Source organism: Jannaschia sp. GRR-S6-38 (assembly GCF_029853695.1).
GTDB classification, from domain to species: Bacteria; Pseudomonadota; Alphaproteobacteria; order Rhodobacterales; family Rhodobacteraceae; genus Jannaschia; species Jannaschia ovalis.
In genome coordinates, this window is sequence record NZ_CP122537.1 from 1,826,732 (window position 1) to 1,841,963 (window position 15,232).

A 15,232-nucleotide genomic window follows, 5' to 3' on the forward strand; every position below is an offset into this window, starting at 1 on the left:
GCGTCCGGGCGGCAGCGGGTCAGCCGGCGGCGTCGAGGATGTAGCGCGCGACCATCAGGTCGAGATGGGCCCCGCCGCCGTTCTTGAAGAGCGTGATCTGGTCCGCGGAGGCGCGGCGCATCGCGCCCGTGTCGTAGTAATCCGCGACCACGTCCGCGCGGTCGATCACGCCTTCGGCCAGCGGGATCTTCAGCTCGCCGATATGGTCGAGCGTGGTTTCGCGGCTGTCGACGAAGAGCGTGGCGCGGGGCAGGGCGTCGTCATCGGCCTCGCGCATGTCGGGGCGGTAGGCGCCGATCAGGTCGAGATGGGTGCCCGGGCGCAGCCATTCGCCGCGGATCACCGGATCGGTCGCCATGGTCGCGCAGGTCACGATGTCGGAGCGCCCGACCTCGGCCGCGAGGTCGGTGACGGCCCGCGCGCCCGTTTCGGCGGCCAGTCGGGCGGCGTTGTCGGGATTGCGCGACCAGATGCGGAAGCGCGCGTCGGGGAAGGCCGCGGAATAGGCCTCGACGAGCGAGCGCGCGACCGCGCCGGAGCCCACGATCAGCACCTCGCGGCTGTCGGGCCGCGCCAGCCGCGTGGCGGCGAGCAGGCTATCGCCCGCGGTCTTCCACTTGGTGACCAGCACGAAGTCGAGCATCGCGGCCAGCGTCCCGTCCGTGTCCGAGAAGACCGAGACGGCGCCGCCGACGGCGGGTTTGCCCCGGGCGGTGTTGCCGGGGAAGATCAGCGCGGTCTTCACCAGCGACCCCAGCCCGTCGATCCAGGCGGCGCGCGACAGCATGGTGTCGTCGCCGCGGTAGAGGAAGATGTCCTTCACCTCGGCGCGGGGCAGTTCGTGGCCGGCGGCGATCGCGCGGGTCAGGTCCATCCAGTCGAGCGCGGCTTCGGCCTCGGGGCCGATGATCGTGGGGGTCATGATGTCTGTCCGTTTCGCATCCTCGGCCGCGACCGTAGCGGCGCGGCGCGGCGCTTCCTAGGGCGCGGGGTCGAAAGGGGGTGACGGCATGCCGGGGGGCGGGCAGTCTCGCGCCATGACGGCCGACCTCCTCCCGACCCTCGCCCTGGCCGCCGGCTTCGTCGCGGCTGCGGTCGCGCTGGTCCTGGCGACCTATTCGGTCACGCGCCGCTTCGGGGCGCGCGGCCTGTCCGGGGACGGCGCGGGCGAGGCGCGGGACCTGTCGGGATCGGTGATGTTCCGGATCTCGGCGCTGCACGGGCTGATCCTCGCGCTCGTCTTCGCGCAGCTTCTGGGCGATTACCGCGAGATCCAGGGCGAGCTGGTGGTCGAGGCCTCGGCGGTGGCCGATCTCTACAATGATTTCGCGCGCCATGGCGGGGCGGGCACGGCGGCGCGCCAGGCGCTGATGGTCGATTACGCGCGCACCGTGGCCGAGGTGGAATGGCCGGCGCTGGGCGAGGGCTATGCCCCCGGCGGTCGGGGCTGGGCGGTCTGGGGCGCGGCCTACGAGGCGGTACTGGACCTGCCGGCCGCCACCCCGCGCGAGGTCGCGCTGCGGGTGCACATGCTGGAGGCGGCGCATCGCATCGCCGAGATGCGCGACCGCCGCGCGGTGCACGGGCTGCACGGGCTGGCGGGGCTGTTCTGGATCGCGGCCGTCGCGGGGACGGTGCTGATCGCGGCCACCTGGTTCACCTTCCCGCCGCGGCGGCGGAACCTGATGCTGATGGCCTGTTTCGGGGCCTTCACGGGGCTGATCCTGTTCTTCATCCACGCCTTCTCGAATCCCTTCGCGGCGCCGGGCGCGCTGCAGCCGGTGGCGATGGAGCGGTTTCTGGCGGCGGTGGCGGGCTAGGCGGCCTCGTCCGGGGTGAGCAGGCCCTCGTCCACCAGCCGGTTGGCCCAGCCGTCAGGGCCCTCGAAGAGATGTGTGCGCCAGCCGCGCGCGGCGGCGGCGTCGATATTGTCGGGCCGGTCATCCGCGAAGAGCAGCGCCTCGCCCGGCAGGCCGAGCCCGGCCTCGACCCGGGCGAAGATCTCGGGCTCGGGCTTGATGATGCCGAGGTGCCCCGAGACGAAGGCCTGGTCGAATTCCGACAAGAAATCGTAATGCCGCTGCGCCAGCGCGAAGCTGTCGATGCCGAAATTGGTCAGCGCGTGGACCGGTACGCCGCGGGCGCGCAGCGCGCGCAGCACGCGGACCGAGCGGGGGATCGCGGGGGCGGCCATCTCGATCCAGCGGTCGTGCCACATCTCGATCTCGGGGCGGTAGTCGGGATGGGCGGCGGCGGTGCCGTAGATCACGTCCCGGAAGCCTTCGCCCCGGTCCACGCGGTCGTTCATCGCGTGCAGATCGACGGCGGCGAAGACCTCGCGCCGCCGCGCCTCGCCTATCTGCGCGTCGTAGAAGCGCTCGGGCTGCCATTCGATCAGCACGTTGCCGATATCGAAGACGACGGCCGCGACGGGGGCGCGGGCGGTCATGCGAGATGCTCGGCATGGAAGGCAACATGGGCCGCGGCGAAGCTCGCCACGAAGAAATAGCTGTGGTCATAGCCCTTCTGCAGGCGCAGCGCCGCCTCGCTGCGGGTCCGGGCGAGCGCGCGGGCGAAGACGTCGGTGCCGAGCTTGTCCCAGAACTGGTCGTCGGTCCCGGTGTCGATCAAGCAGGGCGGCAGGGCCGCGCCGTCGAGCAGAAGATGCGTGGCGTCATGGGCCTCGGGCTGGTCGATATAGGCGGCGAGCTGGTCGCGGCCCCATTCGCTGGCCGAGGGGTGGCAGATCGGCGCGAAGGCGGAGACGGCGCGGAAGCGGCCGGGATGCTTGAGCGCCAGCGTCAGCGCGCCGTGGCCGCCCATGGAATGGCCGGTGATGCCCTGCCGCGTCTCGTCGAGATCCCAGGCCGCGAAGACGGTCTCGGGCAGGTCGGCGGTCACGTAGCGCTCCATCCCGAAATGCTTGGACCAGGGCTCGCGGGTCGCGTCGACATAGAAGCCCGCGCCCTGGCCCATGTCGAAGGCGTCGTCGTCGGGCACGCCGCCGCCGCGCGGCGAGGTGTCGGGGAAGACCACGGTCAGCCCGGCCTCGGCGGCCCAGCCCTGCAGCCCGGCCTTGGTCATCGCGTTCTCGTGGGTGCAGGTCAGGCCCGACAGGTACCACAGCACGGCGCCGGTCGGATGCTCGGGGCGGAACAGGCCGAAGGTCATGTCGGTGCCCGTCGCCTCGGAGGCGTGGGTGTAGACGCCCTGGATGCCGCCGAAGCAGCGGTTCTCGGAGATGGTCTTCATGGCGCCCCTCCCGTGAGCAGGCCGATGATCGCCGAGACGGTCACGATCGACACGGCGGTGGAGATCAGGATCGCGGCGCTGACCCGCTGGGGCGCGACGCCGTAATGCTGCGCGAGGATGTAGACGTTGCCCGCCACGGGCAAGGCGGCCGCCGAGATCATCACCTGCGCGGCGAAGGGATCGGCCACCGGGAACAGCACCAGTGCCGAAAGCGCCACCGCGGCCGGGTGCAGCGCCAGCTTGCAGAAGGTCAGCCAGCCCGCGACCGAGATCCGCTCGGCCGTCTTGCCGGCGAGCGAGGCGCCGATGGCGAAGAGCGCGCCCGGCGTGGCGGCGGCGCCGAGGATCGACAGGAACTCGTTCACCGGGGTCCAGAGCTCGCGCCCGGTGGCCGACCAGAGGATGCCCGCGCCGATCGACATGATCATCGGGTTCTTCACGAGGCCGAGGCCCACCGTGCGCATCGTCGCCAGCCCCACGCGGCCTTCGCGCGAGCCGGTGATCAGGATCACGATCAGCGAGGAGAAGACGATCAGGTCGGCGGCGAGCACCATCAGCATCGGCCCCGCGCTTTCGGGGCCGAGCAGCAGCACGAACATCGGGATGCCGAGGAAGCCCACATTGCCGATGGTCGCGACCTGCGCCTCGACCGCGCATTCGGCCACCGACAGCCCGCGCAGGAAGCCCACGGCGGTGGCCACCAGATAGACCATCGCGCAGCCCCAGAGATAGGCGATCAGGAAGGTCGGATCGAAGATCTCGGCCAGCGACAGGTTCGCGGCGAAGTTGAACAGCATCGCCGAAAGCGCGAAGTAGAAGACGAACTTGGTGAGATAGGCGGTCGCTTCCGGCGTGAAGAAATTGCGCCGGCCGGCCTCGTATCCGAGGGCGATCAGGCCGAAGAACGGCAGGGTCTTCAGGAAGATCGCCAGCATGGGGCGAAGGGCTAGCGGGCGGCGCGGGGGCTGTCCAGAAGTCGCGGCGCGGTTCGCGGGGCGCAGAGAGGGGTGACGGCGCATGGACCCGATTTTCGATCTGCCGCTGTGGCTGCGGGCGGTCCTGCTGGTGGGCGGGCTGGCGGGGGCGCGCGCGGCGCTGTCGACGGCGCGAACGCCGCAGGGCGCGGCGGCCTGGGTGGTGTTTCTGCTGGCCTGGCCGCTGGTGGCGCTGCCGCTTTTCATGGTGTTCGGGGGCGTCAGCCGGATCAACCAGAAGCCCGATCACCGCCATCTCGACGACACCGGAGACGACGCGCGCCCGGCGCGGCTGGGCCGGCTGAGGGGCGTGACCCATGCGCGGCTGAGCGCGGGCAACGAGCTGCACCTGCTGATCGATGGCGGGCCGACCTTCGACGCGATCTTCCCCGCCATCGACGCGGCCCGGACCGAGCTCCTGGTGCAGTTCTACATCCTGCGCCGCGACGCGGTCGGGCTGGAGCTGCGCGACCGGATGATCGCCGCCGCAGAGCGGGGCGTGCGGGTCTATGTGCTGCTCGACCTGATCGGGTCGCTGACGCTGGGCCCGCGCTACATCCACGAGCTGCGCGAGGCCGGGATCAACGTGCGCGGCGTGCCGGGGCGGCGCAGCCCGCGCGGGCGGATTGGGCTGAACTTCCGCAACCACCGCAAGACGGTGGTGGTGGACGGGCGCGTGGGCTTCACCGGCGGCATCAACGCGGCGCAGGAATATGTCGACGGGGGCAAGCATTACGACGCCTGGCGCGACACGCACCTGCAGATCGAGGGGCCGATGGTGGCCCAGCTGCGCGACCTGTTTGCCGCCGACTGGGAGGCGGTCACGCGCGAGACGTTGCCGCCGCTCGAGGCGCCCGACTGGTCCGAGGCGGGCGGGCGGCTGGGCCTGGTGACCGGGTTCGGCCCGACCGACGCGCAGGAGCGCGGCAGCCTGCTGCTCTGCGCGCTGGTCGGGCTGGCGCAGCGGCGGCTGTGGATCGCGACGCCCTATCTGGTGCCGCATACCGACCTGCTCACGGCGCTGCAGCTGGCGCAGCTGCGCGGGGTGGACGTGCGGATCCTGATCCCGCGGCCCGCGGACAAATGGGTGACCTGGTACGCAACCCGCGGCTTCGCGCGCGAATTCGCCCGGGTGGGCATCGACGTGCTGCAATACGAGCCGGGCTTCATGCATCAGAAGGTGATGCTGATCGACGACGAGATCGCCTCGGTCGGGACGATCAATCTCGACATCCGCTCGGCGCTTCTGAATTTCGAGGAGACGGCGCTGGTCGAGGATGCGGGCTTCGCCGCCGAGGTCGAGGCGATGCTGACGCGCGACTTCGCCCGCGCCGCACCCCTGCCCGACCCGCCGCCGCGCCACATCCGCGCGCTGGCGCCCGTCGCGCGGCTGTTCGGGCCGCTCCTGTGACGCGGCGGCTGCGGGTCGCGAGCTGGAACATCCGCAAGGCCTTCGGGCTCGACTGGCGGCGCGACCCGGCGCGGGTGCTGCGGGTGCTGGAGCTGGTGGGGCCGGACGTCGCGCTGCTGCAGGAGGCCGACAAGCGGCTTCCCCCGCGGCCCCCGGCCCTGCCGCCGGCGATGATGCGGGCGGCGGGCTGGGACTGGGTCGATGCCGATCCGGACACGCCGTCGATCGGGCATCACGGCAATGCGGTGCTGATGCGGCAGGGGATCGCGGCATTCGAGGTGATCGCGCTGGACCTGCCGGGGCTGGAGCCGCGCGGCGCGGCGCTGGTTCGGCTGGAGGGCGGGCTGGTGGTCGGCGCGCTGCATCTGGGCCTGCGGCGCATCGACCGGCTGCGCCAGCTGCGCCGCGTGGTCGGCACGGTGCGGCGGATGGGCGGGCCGGTCCTGTTGGGCGGCGATCTGAACGAATGGGGCCGCCTGCCGCTGCCGCGCGGCTGGCAGGAGGTCGCGCCGGGCCCCAGTTTCCACGCCCAGCGCCCGACGCTGCGGCTGGACCGGTTCCTGGCGGGCCCGGGGGTCGGCGTGTCGGGCAGCGGCGTCCTGGCGCGCAGCCACGCGCTGCGGGCCTCGGACCATTTGCCGATCTGGGTGGATCTGGAGCTCTGAGGCCGGCGGGCGGCTAGCCCGAGCCGATCAGAACGCCCGCCGCCAGCACCAATGCGCCGCCGACCACGACCTGCAGGCTGGCGCGCCAGAACGGCGTGTCCATGAAGCGGTTCTGGATCCAGGCGATGGCCCAGAGTTCGACGAAGACCACGGCGATGGCGATGGTGGTGGCGAGGCGGAAATCGGGGATCAAGTAGGGCAGCGCGTGGCCCAAGCCCCCCACCGTCGTCATGATGCCCGAGGCGAAGCCGCGCTTGACCGGCGAGCCGCGGCCCGAGAGCTGGCCGTCATCGGAGGCGGCCTCGGTGAAGCCCATCGAGATGCCCGCGCCGACCGAGGCGGCGAGACCGACGAGGAAGGTCGTCCAGGTGTCCTGCGTCGCGAAGGCCACCGCGAAGATCGGCGCCAGGGTCGAGACCGAGCCGTCCATCAGCCCGGCAAGGCCCGGCTGCACCCAGGTCAGCACGAATTGCCGGCGGCCGCGCTCGTCCTCGACCTCGCGGGCCTCGGGCCCCAGCGCCTCGGCGCTGATCTCTTCAGCGCGGGTCTCGTGCCCGGCCTCGGCGGCGGCGAGGTCGCCCAGCAGCTTGCGCGTCGCCGGGTCGGAGCTGCGCGCGGCGGCCCGGACGTAGAAGCGATGCGCGTCGCGCTCCATCCCCGCGGCCTCGCTGCGGATGCGGTCGATACCGAGACTCTCGACCAGCCAGACCGGGCGGCGGGCGTAGAAGCCCGAGACATGCTCGCGGCGGATCAGCGGGATCACGTCGCCGAAGCGCTTGGCGTGCAAATCGATCAGGCGCCGGCGGTGGGTGTCCTCCTCGGCGGCCATGGCGTCGAAGACGCGGGCGCTGTCGGGGAAGTCGTCGCGCAACCGTTCGCCATAAAGGCGGTAGATCTGCGCGTCGTCCTCCTCGGACGAGATGGCGAGGGCGAGGATCTCCTGCTCGGAGAGGTCCGCGAAGCGGCGGCGGGAGGCGAAGCCGGGGATCATGGCGCGAGTATGGGCGGGGGCGGCCCGAACGCAAGCCCGTCGGACGCAGGGTCCGGCCCGGCCAATGCGCTTGTGCGGGGTCGGGCCGCGTCTATATGGTCGCAGGGAGGGGAGGGCCGATGAACGACGTCACGCCGATCAAGAAAGGTCGCAAGTTCGATCAGGTCCTCGAAGGGGCGCGCAGCGTGTTCCTGGCCGATGGCTACGAAGGCGCCAGCGTCGACAACATCGCCCGCGCGGCGGGCGTGTCGAAGGCCACGCTCTACAGCTATTTCGCCGACAAGAAGCTTCTCTTCATGGAGGTCGCCAAGGCCGAGTGCCGCGCCCAGATCGAGGGCGCGTCCGAGATCATGGAGGAGTACGCCGCCCCCGCGCAGGTGCTGCGCGACGCGGCGACCCGGACGCTGGGGCTCGTCCTGTCGGATTTCGGGCAGTCGATCTTCCGCATGTGCGTGGCCGAGAGCGACCGCTTCCCGGAGCTGGGGCGCGAGTTCTTCCGCACCGGACCGGCGGTCTTCCACGAACGCATGTGCGCCTATCTGACCGAGGCCACGCGCCGCGGCGATCTGTCGGTGCCGGATGTCGACCTGGCCGCGCATCAGTTCATCGAGCTCTGCCACGCGCATCTCTTCACCGAGATGGTGTTCGGCATCCGCAAGTCGGTGACGCCGGCGGAGGTCGACCGCGTGGTCGAGGGCGCGGTGGACGTGTTCCTGGCCCGCTACGGGGCCTGAGCGCCCGGCCCCGCCTCAGCCCGGCTTACGGCTGGCCGTGACGTAATTCACCGACAGGTCGCGCTCGGACAGGCGCCAGGACCAGGTGATCGGGTTGAAGACGAAGCCCATGCGGTCGACCGGCTCCAGCCCGGCCTGGCCGATGAGGTCGAAGAGCTCGTCGGGGGTTATGAATTTCGACCATTCATGCGTGCCCTTGGGCAGCCAGCGCATCACCTGCTCGGCGCCGAAGATCGCCATGACGTAGCTTTTCGGGTTCCGGTTGATCGTCGAGCAGATCATCAGCCCGCCGGGCTTGAGAAGCTGGCAGCAGGCGGTCAGGTAGGCCAGCGGATCGGCGACGTGCTCGACCACCTCCATGTTCAGAACGACGTCGAAACCGGGCTCGCCCGCGGCGACCAGCGCCTCGGCCGAGGTGTGGCGGTAGTCGATCTCGAGCCCGGATTGCGCGGCATGGGCCTGGGCCACGGGGATGTTGCGCCCGGCGGCGTCGACGCCCACCACCTCCGCCCCCAGGCGGGCCATCGGCTCGGACAGCAGGCCGCCGCCGCAGCCGATATCGAGAAGCCGCAGCCCCGCGAACGGGGTCTCGGACGCGATGTCGCGGTCGAATTCCTCGGCGATCTGTGTCGTGATGTAGTCCAGCCGGCAGGGATTGAGCATATGCAGCGGCTTGAACTTGCCGTTCGGATCCCACCATTCGGCCGCCATGGCCTGGAATTTCTCGATCTCGGCGTCGTCGATCGTCGTCGTCATGGAAAATGAACCCCGCGATGTCATGGTGTGGCCACCCCGGAGGTCTATATAGGTCGAAGATGGACAGGAACCCGCAGCACGCCAGCGCCACGGCGCTCTATCCGCCGATCGATCCGTTCGATCAGCGGATGGTCGATGTGGGGGACGGCCACACCCTTTACATGGAGCAATGCGGCAATCCCGACGGGCTGCCCGTGGTGGTGCTGCATGGCGGGCCGGGGGGCGGCTGTTCGCCGATGATGCGGCGCTTCTTCGACCCCGAACGCTACCGCGTCGTGCTGTTCGACCAGCGCGGCTGCGGTCGCTCGCGCCCGCATGCCAGCATCCGCGACAACACGACCTGGCATCTGGTCGCCGATATCGAATTCCTGCGCGAGATGCTGGGGATCGAGCGCTGGGCCGTCTTCGGCGGCTCCTGGGGAGCGACGCTGGCGCTGATCTACGCGATCCGCCACCCTGAGCGCGCGGCGCGGCTGTTCCTGCGCGGCGTCTTCCTGATGGAGCAGCGCGAGCTCGACTGGTTCTACGGCGGCGGGGCGGGGCAATTCTGGCCCGACCAATGGGCGCAGTTCCGGTCGCTCATCCCCGAGGAGGAGCAGGACGACCTGATCGCCGCCTATAACCGGCGGCTGTTCAACGGGTTGCCGCATGACCAGGCCCGCTTCGCGCGCGCCTGGGCCGCCTGGGAGAACGCGCTGGCCTCGATGGGCAGCCAGGGCCGGACGGGCGAGCCGGGGGGCGAATACGCGCGCGCCTTCGCGCGGCTGGAGAACCACTATTTCACGCATCGCGGCTTCCTCGAGCATGACGGCTGGATCCGCGCCAATCTGGACAGGATCGCCGAGGTGCCGGGGCTGATCGTACAGGGCCGTTACGACATGATCTGCCCGCCGGTTTCGGCGCATTCGCTGGCGCAGGGCTGGGCCGGCGGGCATCTGCACACGGTGCCCTTCGCGGGCCACGCCCTGTCGGAGCCCGGCATCGCCGAGGCGCTGGTGCGCGGGCTCGACGCGGCGGCGGCTCGTCCGGCCTTCAGTCGCTGAGCGCGGCGCCCAGCCCGAAGACCGCCCCCACCAGCGAAAGCACCGCCCGCGCCCCCCCGATGGGGCTTTCGCTGACATAGAACAGATCGCCCGACCGCACCGGGAAGCGCCCCGCGGCGAAGAGCCCCTCCGCCGCCGTCAGGTCGAGGGTGAAGACGATGCGCGCGCCCTCGGGCGGCGCCGCCGCCGCGCCGGTATAATCCCGCAGGACCAGGATGCCGGCCGGATTGCCCCGCGCCGCATCGACACCGCCCATCGCCGCCAGCGCGTCGAGTGCGCTGGGCGCCTCGCGCGGGAAGGGGTGCATGGCCTCCGAGCCCGCGGCGCCGATCGACAGGAAGTAGCGGTCGTCGGCCTCGATCATCAGGGTGTCGCCGCCCGCCAGCCGCGCCGCGCCGCCATGGCCCGCGACGAGATCGGCCAGCGGCGCGCGATAGACCGCGCCGCCCCGGCGCAGCAGGACGCGCGGGTTGCCGAGCCCCGGCGCCACGCCGCCCGCCGCCGCGATCCCCGCCAGGACGTCCAGCCCGCCCTCGGGCAGCGGGTAGGCGCCGGGTGCCGCGACGCCGCCCAGCACGTCCACGCTGCCGCGCGGGCCGCGGGCCACGGCGAGTTGCACCTGCGCGTCCGGGGCCAGCGCCGAGAGCGCCGCCTGCAGCCGCGCGCGGGCCGCCGCCTCGCCCAGCCCGGCGAGGGGCGTGGCGCCGACATAAGGCAGGAAGACTTGGCCATCGGGCGCGACGGGCAGGTCGGCCAGGGTCGCGCTGCGGCGACCCGGATCGGCGAGGAGCGAATTGCCGCTGCCGTCCCAGACGGTGACCGTCACCCGGTCGCCGGGGCGGATGACGGCGCCGCGCGGCCCGCCCGCGCCGATCCAGCGCGCGGCGGGCTCCGCCGCGAAGCGCGCCACCGCGTCGGGCGTCACGGCGACGATGGCGAAGCCCCGCTTGGCGGCCGGGCCGGCCAGCACCTCCGCCGCGACCCCCGCGCCGCGCGGCAGCGCGCAGGCGCTGAGCCACATCGCCAGAAGGATCACGCCGTATCGAGTCGCCCGCATCATCCGGGCACCCTAGGCAAACAGGGTTAACGGGTTCTTCGCCGGCCGGGCGCATCAGGTCGATTGCCTGACGCTGCGTCCTGTGGCCTTGTGACGGCATGGGGTTCCGCATCGACTGCCTGCAATATTGCAACTGGTCCGAGACCGTCTTCCGCCAGATGCGCGCGGGCGGGCTGGATGCCGTCCACGTCACGATCGCCTATCACGAGACCTTCCGCGAGACGGTGCTGCGGATGGAGGCGTGGAACGAGCGCTTCGCCCGCCATGCCGATCTGATCGCGCCGGCCGGCAGCGCCGCCGAGATCCGCGAAATCGCCGCCTCGGGGCGCACCGCCATCGTCTTCGGCGCGCAGAACCCGAGCCCCATCGAGGACGATATCGGGCTCGTCGAGATCCTGTACCGGCTGGGCCTGCGGATCATGCAGCTGAGCTACAACAACCAGTCGCTGCTGGCGACGGGCTGCTACGAGGCGGAGGACCCGGGCCTGACCCGGATGGGCCGCGCCGTGGTGGCCGAGATGAACCGCGTCGGCATGGTCGTCGACATGAGCCATTCCGCCGACCGCTCGACGCTCGAGGCGATGGAGGTCTCGTCCCGCCCGATCGCCATCACCCATGCCAACCCCGCGTCGTGGCACCCGGCGCGGCGCAACTTCTCCGACGACGTGCTGCGCGCGCTGGGCGCGTCGGGGGGGATGCTGGGCCTGTCGCTCTATCCCCATCACCTCAAGGACGGGTCGGATTGCACGCTGCAGCAGTTCTGCGAGGGCGCGGCGATCGCCGCCGAGCTGGTCGGCGCGGAGAATTTGGGGATCGGGTCGGACCTGTGCCAGGATCAGCCCGACAGCGTCGTCGAATGGATGCGGACGGGGCGCTGGACCCGGGCCGTCGATTACGGCGAGGGCAGCGCGGCGGCGCCCGGCTTTCCGCCGCAGCCGGACTGGTTCCGCGACAATCGCGATTTCCCCGGGTTGGCCGAAGGGCTGCGCCATGCCGGCTTCTCGGCGCCGGAGGTCGACGGGATCATGGGCGAGAACTGGATGCGCTTCTTCGAGGCGGGCTTCGGCCCGGGCGCGGCGTGAGCCCGCTGCGGCCGCCCGAGCAGGTCATGCGCCTGGAGCGGATGGGCGCCTTCCACCAGTGCCGGCTGAGCTTCATGCGTGTGCTGCTGCGGCGGCTGAAGGCCGAGGGCTGGCGCGTGACCCGACCGCTCTTCGAGATCGCCGCGGACGGCACGGGGCGCGCGGTCTATACCGCACAGGGGCCCGAGCGGGCCTATTCGCTGGTCTGCTTCGCGCATGACCTGGCCGATGCGGACCGATCGGACCGGGTGATCGCGACGCGCTGGGACGCGACCTTCGCGCTGCATGACGGGGTGCCGACCGAGGCCGACCTCGCCCGGCTGGAGGCCAATGTGCCGCGGCAGGAGGCGGGGCGGATCGGACCCGGCGAGCTGTGCCTGAGCCGGGCCAACCGGTCGGTGCGCCTTTTCGCGCATGTCGTCGACGCGCTGGCCGCCGGGCGGCAGCCCGACCCCCTGCGGGTCGAGGCGGTGGGCTATCTGATGCGGACGACGGCGGTCTACGGTTCGGGCAAGTTCGGCGCCGCCGACCGCGCGCGGATCTGCGACCGGCCCGAATTCGCGGCCCCCTTCCAGCCCGAGATGCTGACCGTCTGGCTGATCCGGAGCTTCGTGATGGACCAGGTGGAGGCGATGGCCGCCGCGCGCGCGCCCGACACCGCCGTGACGCTCGAGCCCGCGCTGCGCCGCCGCTTCGGGATCGGCAATTCGACGGGGCTGGGCATGGCGCCCTTCCTGGTCAACCACCCCGCGCTGCTGCATCGCTGGATCGCCGCGCGCGAGACCGCGCTGGCGCGCGTGCTGGACGCTCCGGTGACGCCCGAGACGATCGCGGGGTTCGAGGCCGCGCGCGACCGGGCCGCCGCGAATGTCGCAGGCTGGCAGTCGCGCCATCCCGCGCAGGCCGAGAAGCTGGCGGGGCTGCGCGCCGATATGGAGCGGCTGGTGGCGCAGCCGGTGGAGAGCTGGGGCCTGCTCTGGACCTGGGCGCAGGCGGCGCTGTCGGTCGAGGGACAGGAGATGCTGGTCTCGCTGATGATGGAGCCGCACGGGCACCTGGTCGACGACCTGGCCGACGGGATGGCCGCCGACGAGGCCGCTTGCTTCGCCATCGACGGCGCGATGTCGGTGGCGGATCTGCGGGCCATCGTCGCGCGCGTCCATCCGGGCGCGCCGCAGGGCGCGCCGGCCCGGATCTGGTTCACCTCCGCCGACAAGATGGAGCCGCGGCTGGGCGCGGCCTGTCCCGAGCTGGAGCCCTATGCCCAGCCGCTGACCTGCGCGCGCGACGCCGCGCGACTGCGCGCCGCGCTGGCCGGGGCCACGGGCGCGGTCGCCGATTTCCTGATCGCGCATCCCGAGCATCGCCACGCCGTGCGCCGCGCCCAGATCGCTGCGCGGCATCCTTACGCCGAGATCCGCGACGACCTCGCGGCCGGCGATCTGCGCCCCTTCGACATGCTGCGCGCCAAGCTCAGCTTCTTCGGGGCGGGGCGGTTCGATCCGCGCTCCGACCGCTGGCTGCGGATCGAGATGTTCCGCGGCGCGCCTTACCCCGAGGAGCTGCCCGCCTGCGGAGCCGAGCCCTGGGCCGGCCTGCCGCAATGACGGCGCCGTGAACCTGTCCGGCGGCGAGATCGAGGCGCTGGCCCGCAAGTCCGCGCGCGGCGCCGGGCTGCCTTGGGGGTTGGCCGAGGAGGCGGGCATGGCGACGCGCTGGCTGGCCGAGCATGGCCGCCCCGGCGTGGCGGCGCTGGCCGCGCTGCTGCCCGCGATCGACGGGCGGCCGCCGATGATGCCGGTCCCGGGGGCCGGGGACTGGCGCCCGCGGGGCGAGGCGCTCTGCCCGATCTGCACCGGCGCGGCGCTGGCCGACCGGCTGGCGACCGGGCCCCTGCGGCTGCGCTGCGTGCTGGCGCCGCTTCTGCTGGTGCCGCAGGTCGCGCTGGTCGCGTCGCAGACGGGGCGGGCGCTTGCGGTGGACTGGCCGGGCGGGGGTGCGGCGCTTGGGCCCGACCCGGTCTGGCGCGGCGCGGCGATGCCCGCGCGGGCCGACGTGACGCTGGCCCCTTGCGAGATGCCCGCCCTGCCGCCGGTGCGGCCCGCCACGCCCGCGCCCAGCGACCCGGAGGCGGTGGCGCGGCTCGACGCCTTCGCCCGCCGCATCTATGCCCCCGCCCATCTCGGCCGCGACGACGGCGCGGGCGCCGGCCTGACCGACACCGACTGAGAGGATCGCCCGATGACCCACGAAACCCTGACGCTGGACGAGATCGAGGCGCTGGCCTTCGACGCGCTGGTGGCCGCGGGCGCGAGCGAGCTGCAGGCCCGCCCGCTGGCCCGCGCCACCGCCGCCACCGAGGCGGATGGCGTGGCGAGCCACGGGCTGGCCTATATCCCGATCTATGCCGAACACCTGCGCTGCGGAAAGGTCCGGGGCGATGCCGCGCCGCGGGTCGAGACCCGAAGCCCGGCGTGATCCGCGTCGATGCGGCCAACGGCTTCGCCCATGCGGCGATTGAGGCCGGGCTGGCCCCGATGCTGGCGGCGGCGCGGGCGAACGGCGTGGCGGCGCTGGCGATCTGGAACAGCTACAATTGCGGTGTCCTCGGCGTGCACACGGCGCGGATCGCGGGCGAGGGGCTGCTGGGGCTGGGCTTCACCAACGCCCCCGCCTCGATCGCGCCGGGCGGCGGGTCGGTGCCGGTGGTGGGCACCAACCCGATCTCGCTGGCCGCGCCAGACGGGCAAGGCGGCGCCGCGCTGCTGATCGACCAGTCGGCCAGCGTCATCGCGAAATCCGAGATCATGAAGCACAACCGCGAGGGCCGGCCGATCCCCGAAGGCTGGGCGCTGGATGCCGAGGGCAATCCCACGACGGATCCGGCCGTCGCGCTGAAGGGCTCGATGGCGCCGGCGGGTGGCTATAAGGGCGTGGGCCTTGCGCTGATCGTCGAGACGCTGGCGGCGGCGATGACCGGGGCGGTTTTGGGCAAGGATGCCTCGCCCTTCTCGGGCCCGGTGGGCGGGCCGCCCGCGACGGGGCAGATGTTCCTCGCCCTCGATCCGGGCGCGACCTCGGGCGGGGCCTTCGCGGACCGGATGGCGGCGCTCGCGGGTGCGGTCCGCGAGCAGGCGGGCGCGCGCCTGCCCGGCGACGGGCGCGCCGCGGCGCGGGCGCGGGCGGGCGGCGGGGTCGCGGTGGCGTCGGCCACGCTGGAGCGCATTCGGGCCGGGATGGCGGGCTGAGCGTCGCGCGGGGCGGGCC

15 protein-coding genes and 1 pseudogene are annotated in these 15,232 nt (G+C 72.4%); 9 read left to right on the top strand and 7 right to left on the bottom strand.

Going from position 1 to position 15,232, the window contains the following annotated elements; all coding sequences use genetic code 11:
• Nucleotides 1–19 precede the first annotated feature (19 nt).
• Entirely contained in the window at nucleotides 20–922 is a 903-nt protein-coding gene (locus P8627_RS09325; RefSeq protein ID WP_279963828.1) for an ornithine cyclodeaminase family protein, read from the bottom strand.
• Nucleotides 923–1,037: 115 nt separating this feature from the next.
• Between P8627_RS09325 and P8627_RS09330 the strand changes: the two genes are divergently transcribed.
• The gene (locus tag P8627_RS09330; protein ID WP_279963829.1) at nucleotides 1,038–1,820 is read left to right on the top strand and encodes a bestrophin-like domain; all 783 of its coding nucleotides are present in this window, start codon (nucleotides 1,038–1,040) and stop codon (nucleotides 1,818–1,820) included.
• On the opposite strand, the gene P8627_RS09335 is transcribed toward P8627_RS09330, so the two are convergent.
• Genes P8627_RS09335 through P8627_RS09345 form a run of 3 tightly spaced genes read right to left on the bottom strand, consistent with a single transcriptional unit; the run spans nucleotide 1,817 to nucleotide 4,187 of the window.
• Nucleotides 1,817–2,449, bottom strand: coding sequence for an HAD family hydrolase (locus P8627_RS09335; RefSeq protein ID WP_279963830.1), 633 nt, complete (start codon nucleotides 2,447–2,449; stop codon nucleotides 1,817–1,819). The two genes, P8627_RS09330 and P8627_RS09335, sit on opposite strands and share 4 nt — an antisense overlap.
• Nucleotides 2,446–3,252: an S-formylglutathione hydrolase gene (gene fghA, locus P8627_RS09340; protein ID WP_279963831.1), complete on the bottom strand. Its 807-nt coding sequence runs from the start codon at nucleotides 3,250–3,252 to the stop codon at nucleotides 2,446–2,448. Before fghA ends, P8627_RS09335 begins: the two co-directional genes overlap by 4 nt.
• On the bottom strand, nucleotides 3,249–4,187 hold the full coding sequence (locus P8627_RS09345; protein WP_279963832.1) for an AEC family transporter: 939 nt from the start codon (nucleotides 4,185–4,187) through the stop codon (nucleotides 3,249–3,251). The genes fghA and P8627_RS09345 overlap by 4 nt, the downstream gene beginning before the upstream one ends.
• Before the next feature lie 82 nt (nucleotides 4,188–4,269).
• Here P8627_RS09345 and P8627_RS09350 point away from each other — a divergent pair, with 82 nt between their 5' ends.
• Together P8627_RS09350 and P8627_RS09355 are read left to right on the top strand one after the other, a co-directional pair.
• On the top strand, nucleotides 4,270–5,637 hold the full coding sequence (locus tag P8627_RS09350; protein WP_279963833.1) for a phospholipase D-like domain-containing protein: 1,368 nt from the start codon (nucleotides 4,270–4,272) through the stop codon (nucleotides 5,635–5,637).
• Nucleotides 5,634–6,302: an endonuclease/exonuclease/phosphatase family protein gene (locus P8627_RS09355; protein WP_279963834.1), complete on the top strand. Its 669-nt coding sequence runs from the start codon at nucleotides 5,634–5,636 to the stop codon at nucleotides 6,300–6,302. The genes P8627_RS09350 and P8627_RS09355 overlap by 4 nt, the downstream gene beginning before the upstream one ends.
• 13 nt (nucleotides 6,303–6,315) lie before the next feature.
• Here the strand turns inward: P8627_RS09355 and mbfA are convergent, their stop codons facing one another.
• The gene (mbfA, locus tag P8627_RS09360) at nucleotides 6,316–7,293 is read right to left on the bottom strand and encodes an iron exporter MbfA (RefSeq protein WP_279963835.1); all 978 of its coding nucleotides are present in this window, start codon (nucleotides 7,291–7,293) and stop codon (nucleotides 6,316–6,318) included.
• Between the two features lie 119 nt (nucleotides 7,294–7,412).
• On the opposite strand from mbfA, the gene P8627_RS09365 reads away from it, so the two are divergent.
• Entirely contained in the window at nucleotides 7,413–8,027 is a 615-nt protein-coding gene (locus P8627_RS09365; protein WP_279963836.1) for a TetR/AcrR family transcriptional regulator, read from the top strand.
• A gap of 15 nt (nucleotides 8,028–8,042) precedes the next feature.
• Here the strand turns inward: P8627_RS09365 and ubiG are convergent, their stop codons facing one another.
• Entirely contained in the window at nucleotides 8,043–8,783 is a 741-nt protein-coding gene (gene ubiG, locus P8627_RS09370) for a bifunctional 2-polyprenyl-6-hydroxyphenol methylase/3-demethylubiquinol 3-O-methyltransferase UbiG (RefSeq protein ID WP_279963837.1), read from the bottom strand.
• Nucleotides 8,784–8,842: 59 nt separating this feature from the next.
• Here ubiG and pip point away from each other — a divergent pair, with 59 nt between their 5' ends.
• Complete coding sequence (gene pip / locus P8627_RS09375; RefSeq protein WP_279963838.1) at nucleotides 8,843–9,826, top strand: prolyl aminopeptidase; 984 nt, start codon at nucleotides 8,843–8,845, stop codon at nucleotides 9,824–9,826.
• Here the strand turns inward: pip and P8627_RS09380 are convergent.
• Nucleotides 9,816–10,886, bottom strand: coding sequence for a polysaccharide biosynthesis/export family protein (locus P8627_RS09380; RefSeq protein WP_279963839.1), 1,071 nt, complete (start codon nucleotides 10,884–10,886; stop codon nucleotides 9,816–9,818). The genes pip and P8627_RS09380 overlap by 11 nt on opposite strands.
• Before the next feature lie 95 nt (nucleotides 10,887–10,981).
• On the opposite strand from P8627_RS09380, the gene P8627_RS09385 reads away from it, so the two are divergent.
• The 4 genes and pseudogenes from P8627_RS09385 (at nucleotide 10,982) to P8627_RS09400 (ending at nucleotide 15,213) form a co-directional block, all read left to right on the top strand.
• On the top strand, nucleotides 10,982–11,965 hold the full coding sequence (locus tag P8627_RS09385; RefSeq protein WP_279963840.1) for a membrane dipeptidase: 984 nt from the start codon (nucleotides 10,982–10,984) through the stop codon (nucleotides 11,963–11,965).
• Nucleotides 11,962–13,572, top strand: coding sequence for a hypothetical protein (locus P8627_RS09390; RefSeq protein WP_407932925.1), 1,611 nt, complete (start codon nucleotides 11,962–11,964; stop codon nucleotides 13,570–13,572). The genes P8627_RS09385 and P8627_RS09390 overlap by 4 nt, the downstream gene beginning before the upstream one ends.
• A 7-nt stretch (nucleotides 13,573–13,579) precedes the next feature.
• Nucleotides 13,580–14,194 carry a DUF3726 domain-containing protein gene (locus P8627_RS09395; protein WP_279963841.1) on the top strand — a complete coding sequence of 205 codons (615 nt, stop codon included), beginning with the start codon at nucleotides 13,580–13,582 and terminating at the stop codon, nucleotides 14,192–14,194.
• 12 nt (nucleotides 14,195–14,206) lie between these two features.
• Nucleotides 14,207–15,213: pseudogene (locus P8627_RS09400) on the top strand (Ldh family oxidoreductase).
• The last annotated feature ends 19 nt before the right edge of the window (nucleotides 15,214–15,232 follow it).

Coding starts and splice junctions, on each gene's coding strand:
- P8627_RS09325 (WP_279963828.1), bottom strand. CDS start 922: ATGACCCCCACGATCATCGGCCCCGAGGCCGAAGCCGCGCTCGACTGG.
- P8627_RS09330 (WP_279963829.1), top strand. CDS start 1,038: ATGACGGCCGACCTCCTCCCGACCCTCGCCCTGGCCGCCGGCTTCGTC.
- P8627_RS09335 (WP_279963830.1), bottom strand. CDS start 2,449: ATGACCGCCCGCGCCCCCGTCGCGGCCGTCGTCTTCGATATCGGCAAC.
- fghA (WP_279963831.1), bottom strand. CDS start 3,252: ATGAAGACCATCTCCGAGAACCGCTGCTTCGGCGGCATCCAGGGCGTC.
- P8627_RS09345 (WP_279963832.1), bottom strand. CDS start 4,187: ATGCTGGCGATCTTCCTGAAGACCCTGCCGTTCTTCGGCCTGATCGCC.
- P8627_RS09350 (WP_279963833.1), top strand. CDS start 4,270: ATGGACCCGATTTTCGATCTGCCGCTGTGGCTGCGGGCGGTCCTGCTG.
- mbfA (WP_279963835.1), bottom strand. CDS start 7,293: ATGATCCCCGGCTTCGCCTCCCGCCGCCGCTTCGCGGACCTCTCCGAG.
- P8627_RS09365 (WP_279963836.1), top strand. CDS start 7,413: ATGAACGACGTCACGCCGATCAAGAAAGGTCGCAAGTTCGATCAGGTC.
- ubiG (WP_279963837.1), bottom strand. CDS start 8,783: ATGACGACGACGATCGACGACGCCGAGATCGAGAAATTCCAGGCCATG.
- pip (WP_279963838.1), top strand. CDS start 8,843: ATGGACAGGAACCCGCAGCACGCCAGCGCCACGGCGCTCTATCCGCCG.
- P8627_RS09380 (WP_279963839.1), bottom strand. CDS start 10,886: ATGATGCGGGCGACTCGATACGGCGTGATCCTTCTGGCGATGTGGCTC.
- P8627_RS09385 (WP_279963840.1), top strand. CDS start 10,982: ATGGGGTTCCGCATCGACTGCCTGCAATATTGCAACTGGTCCGAGACC.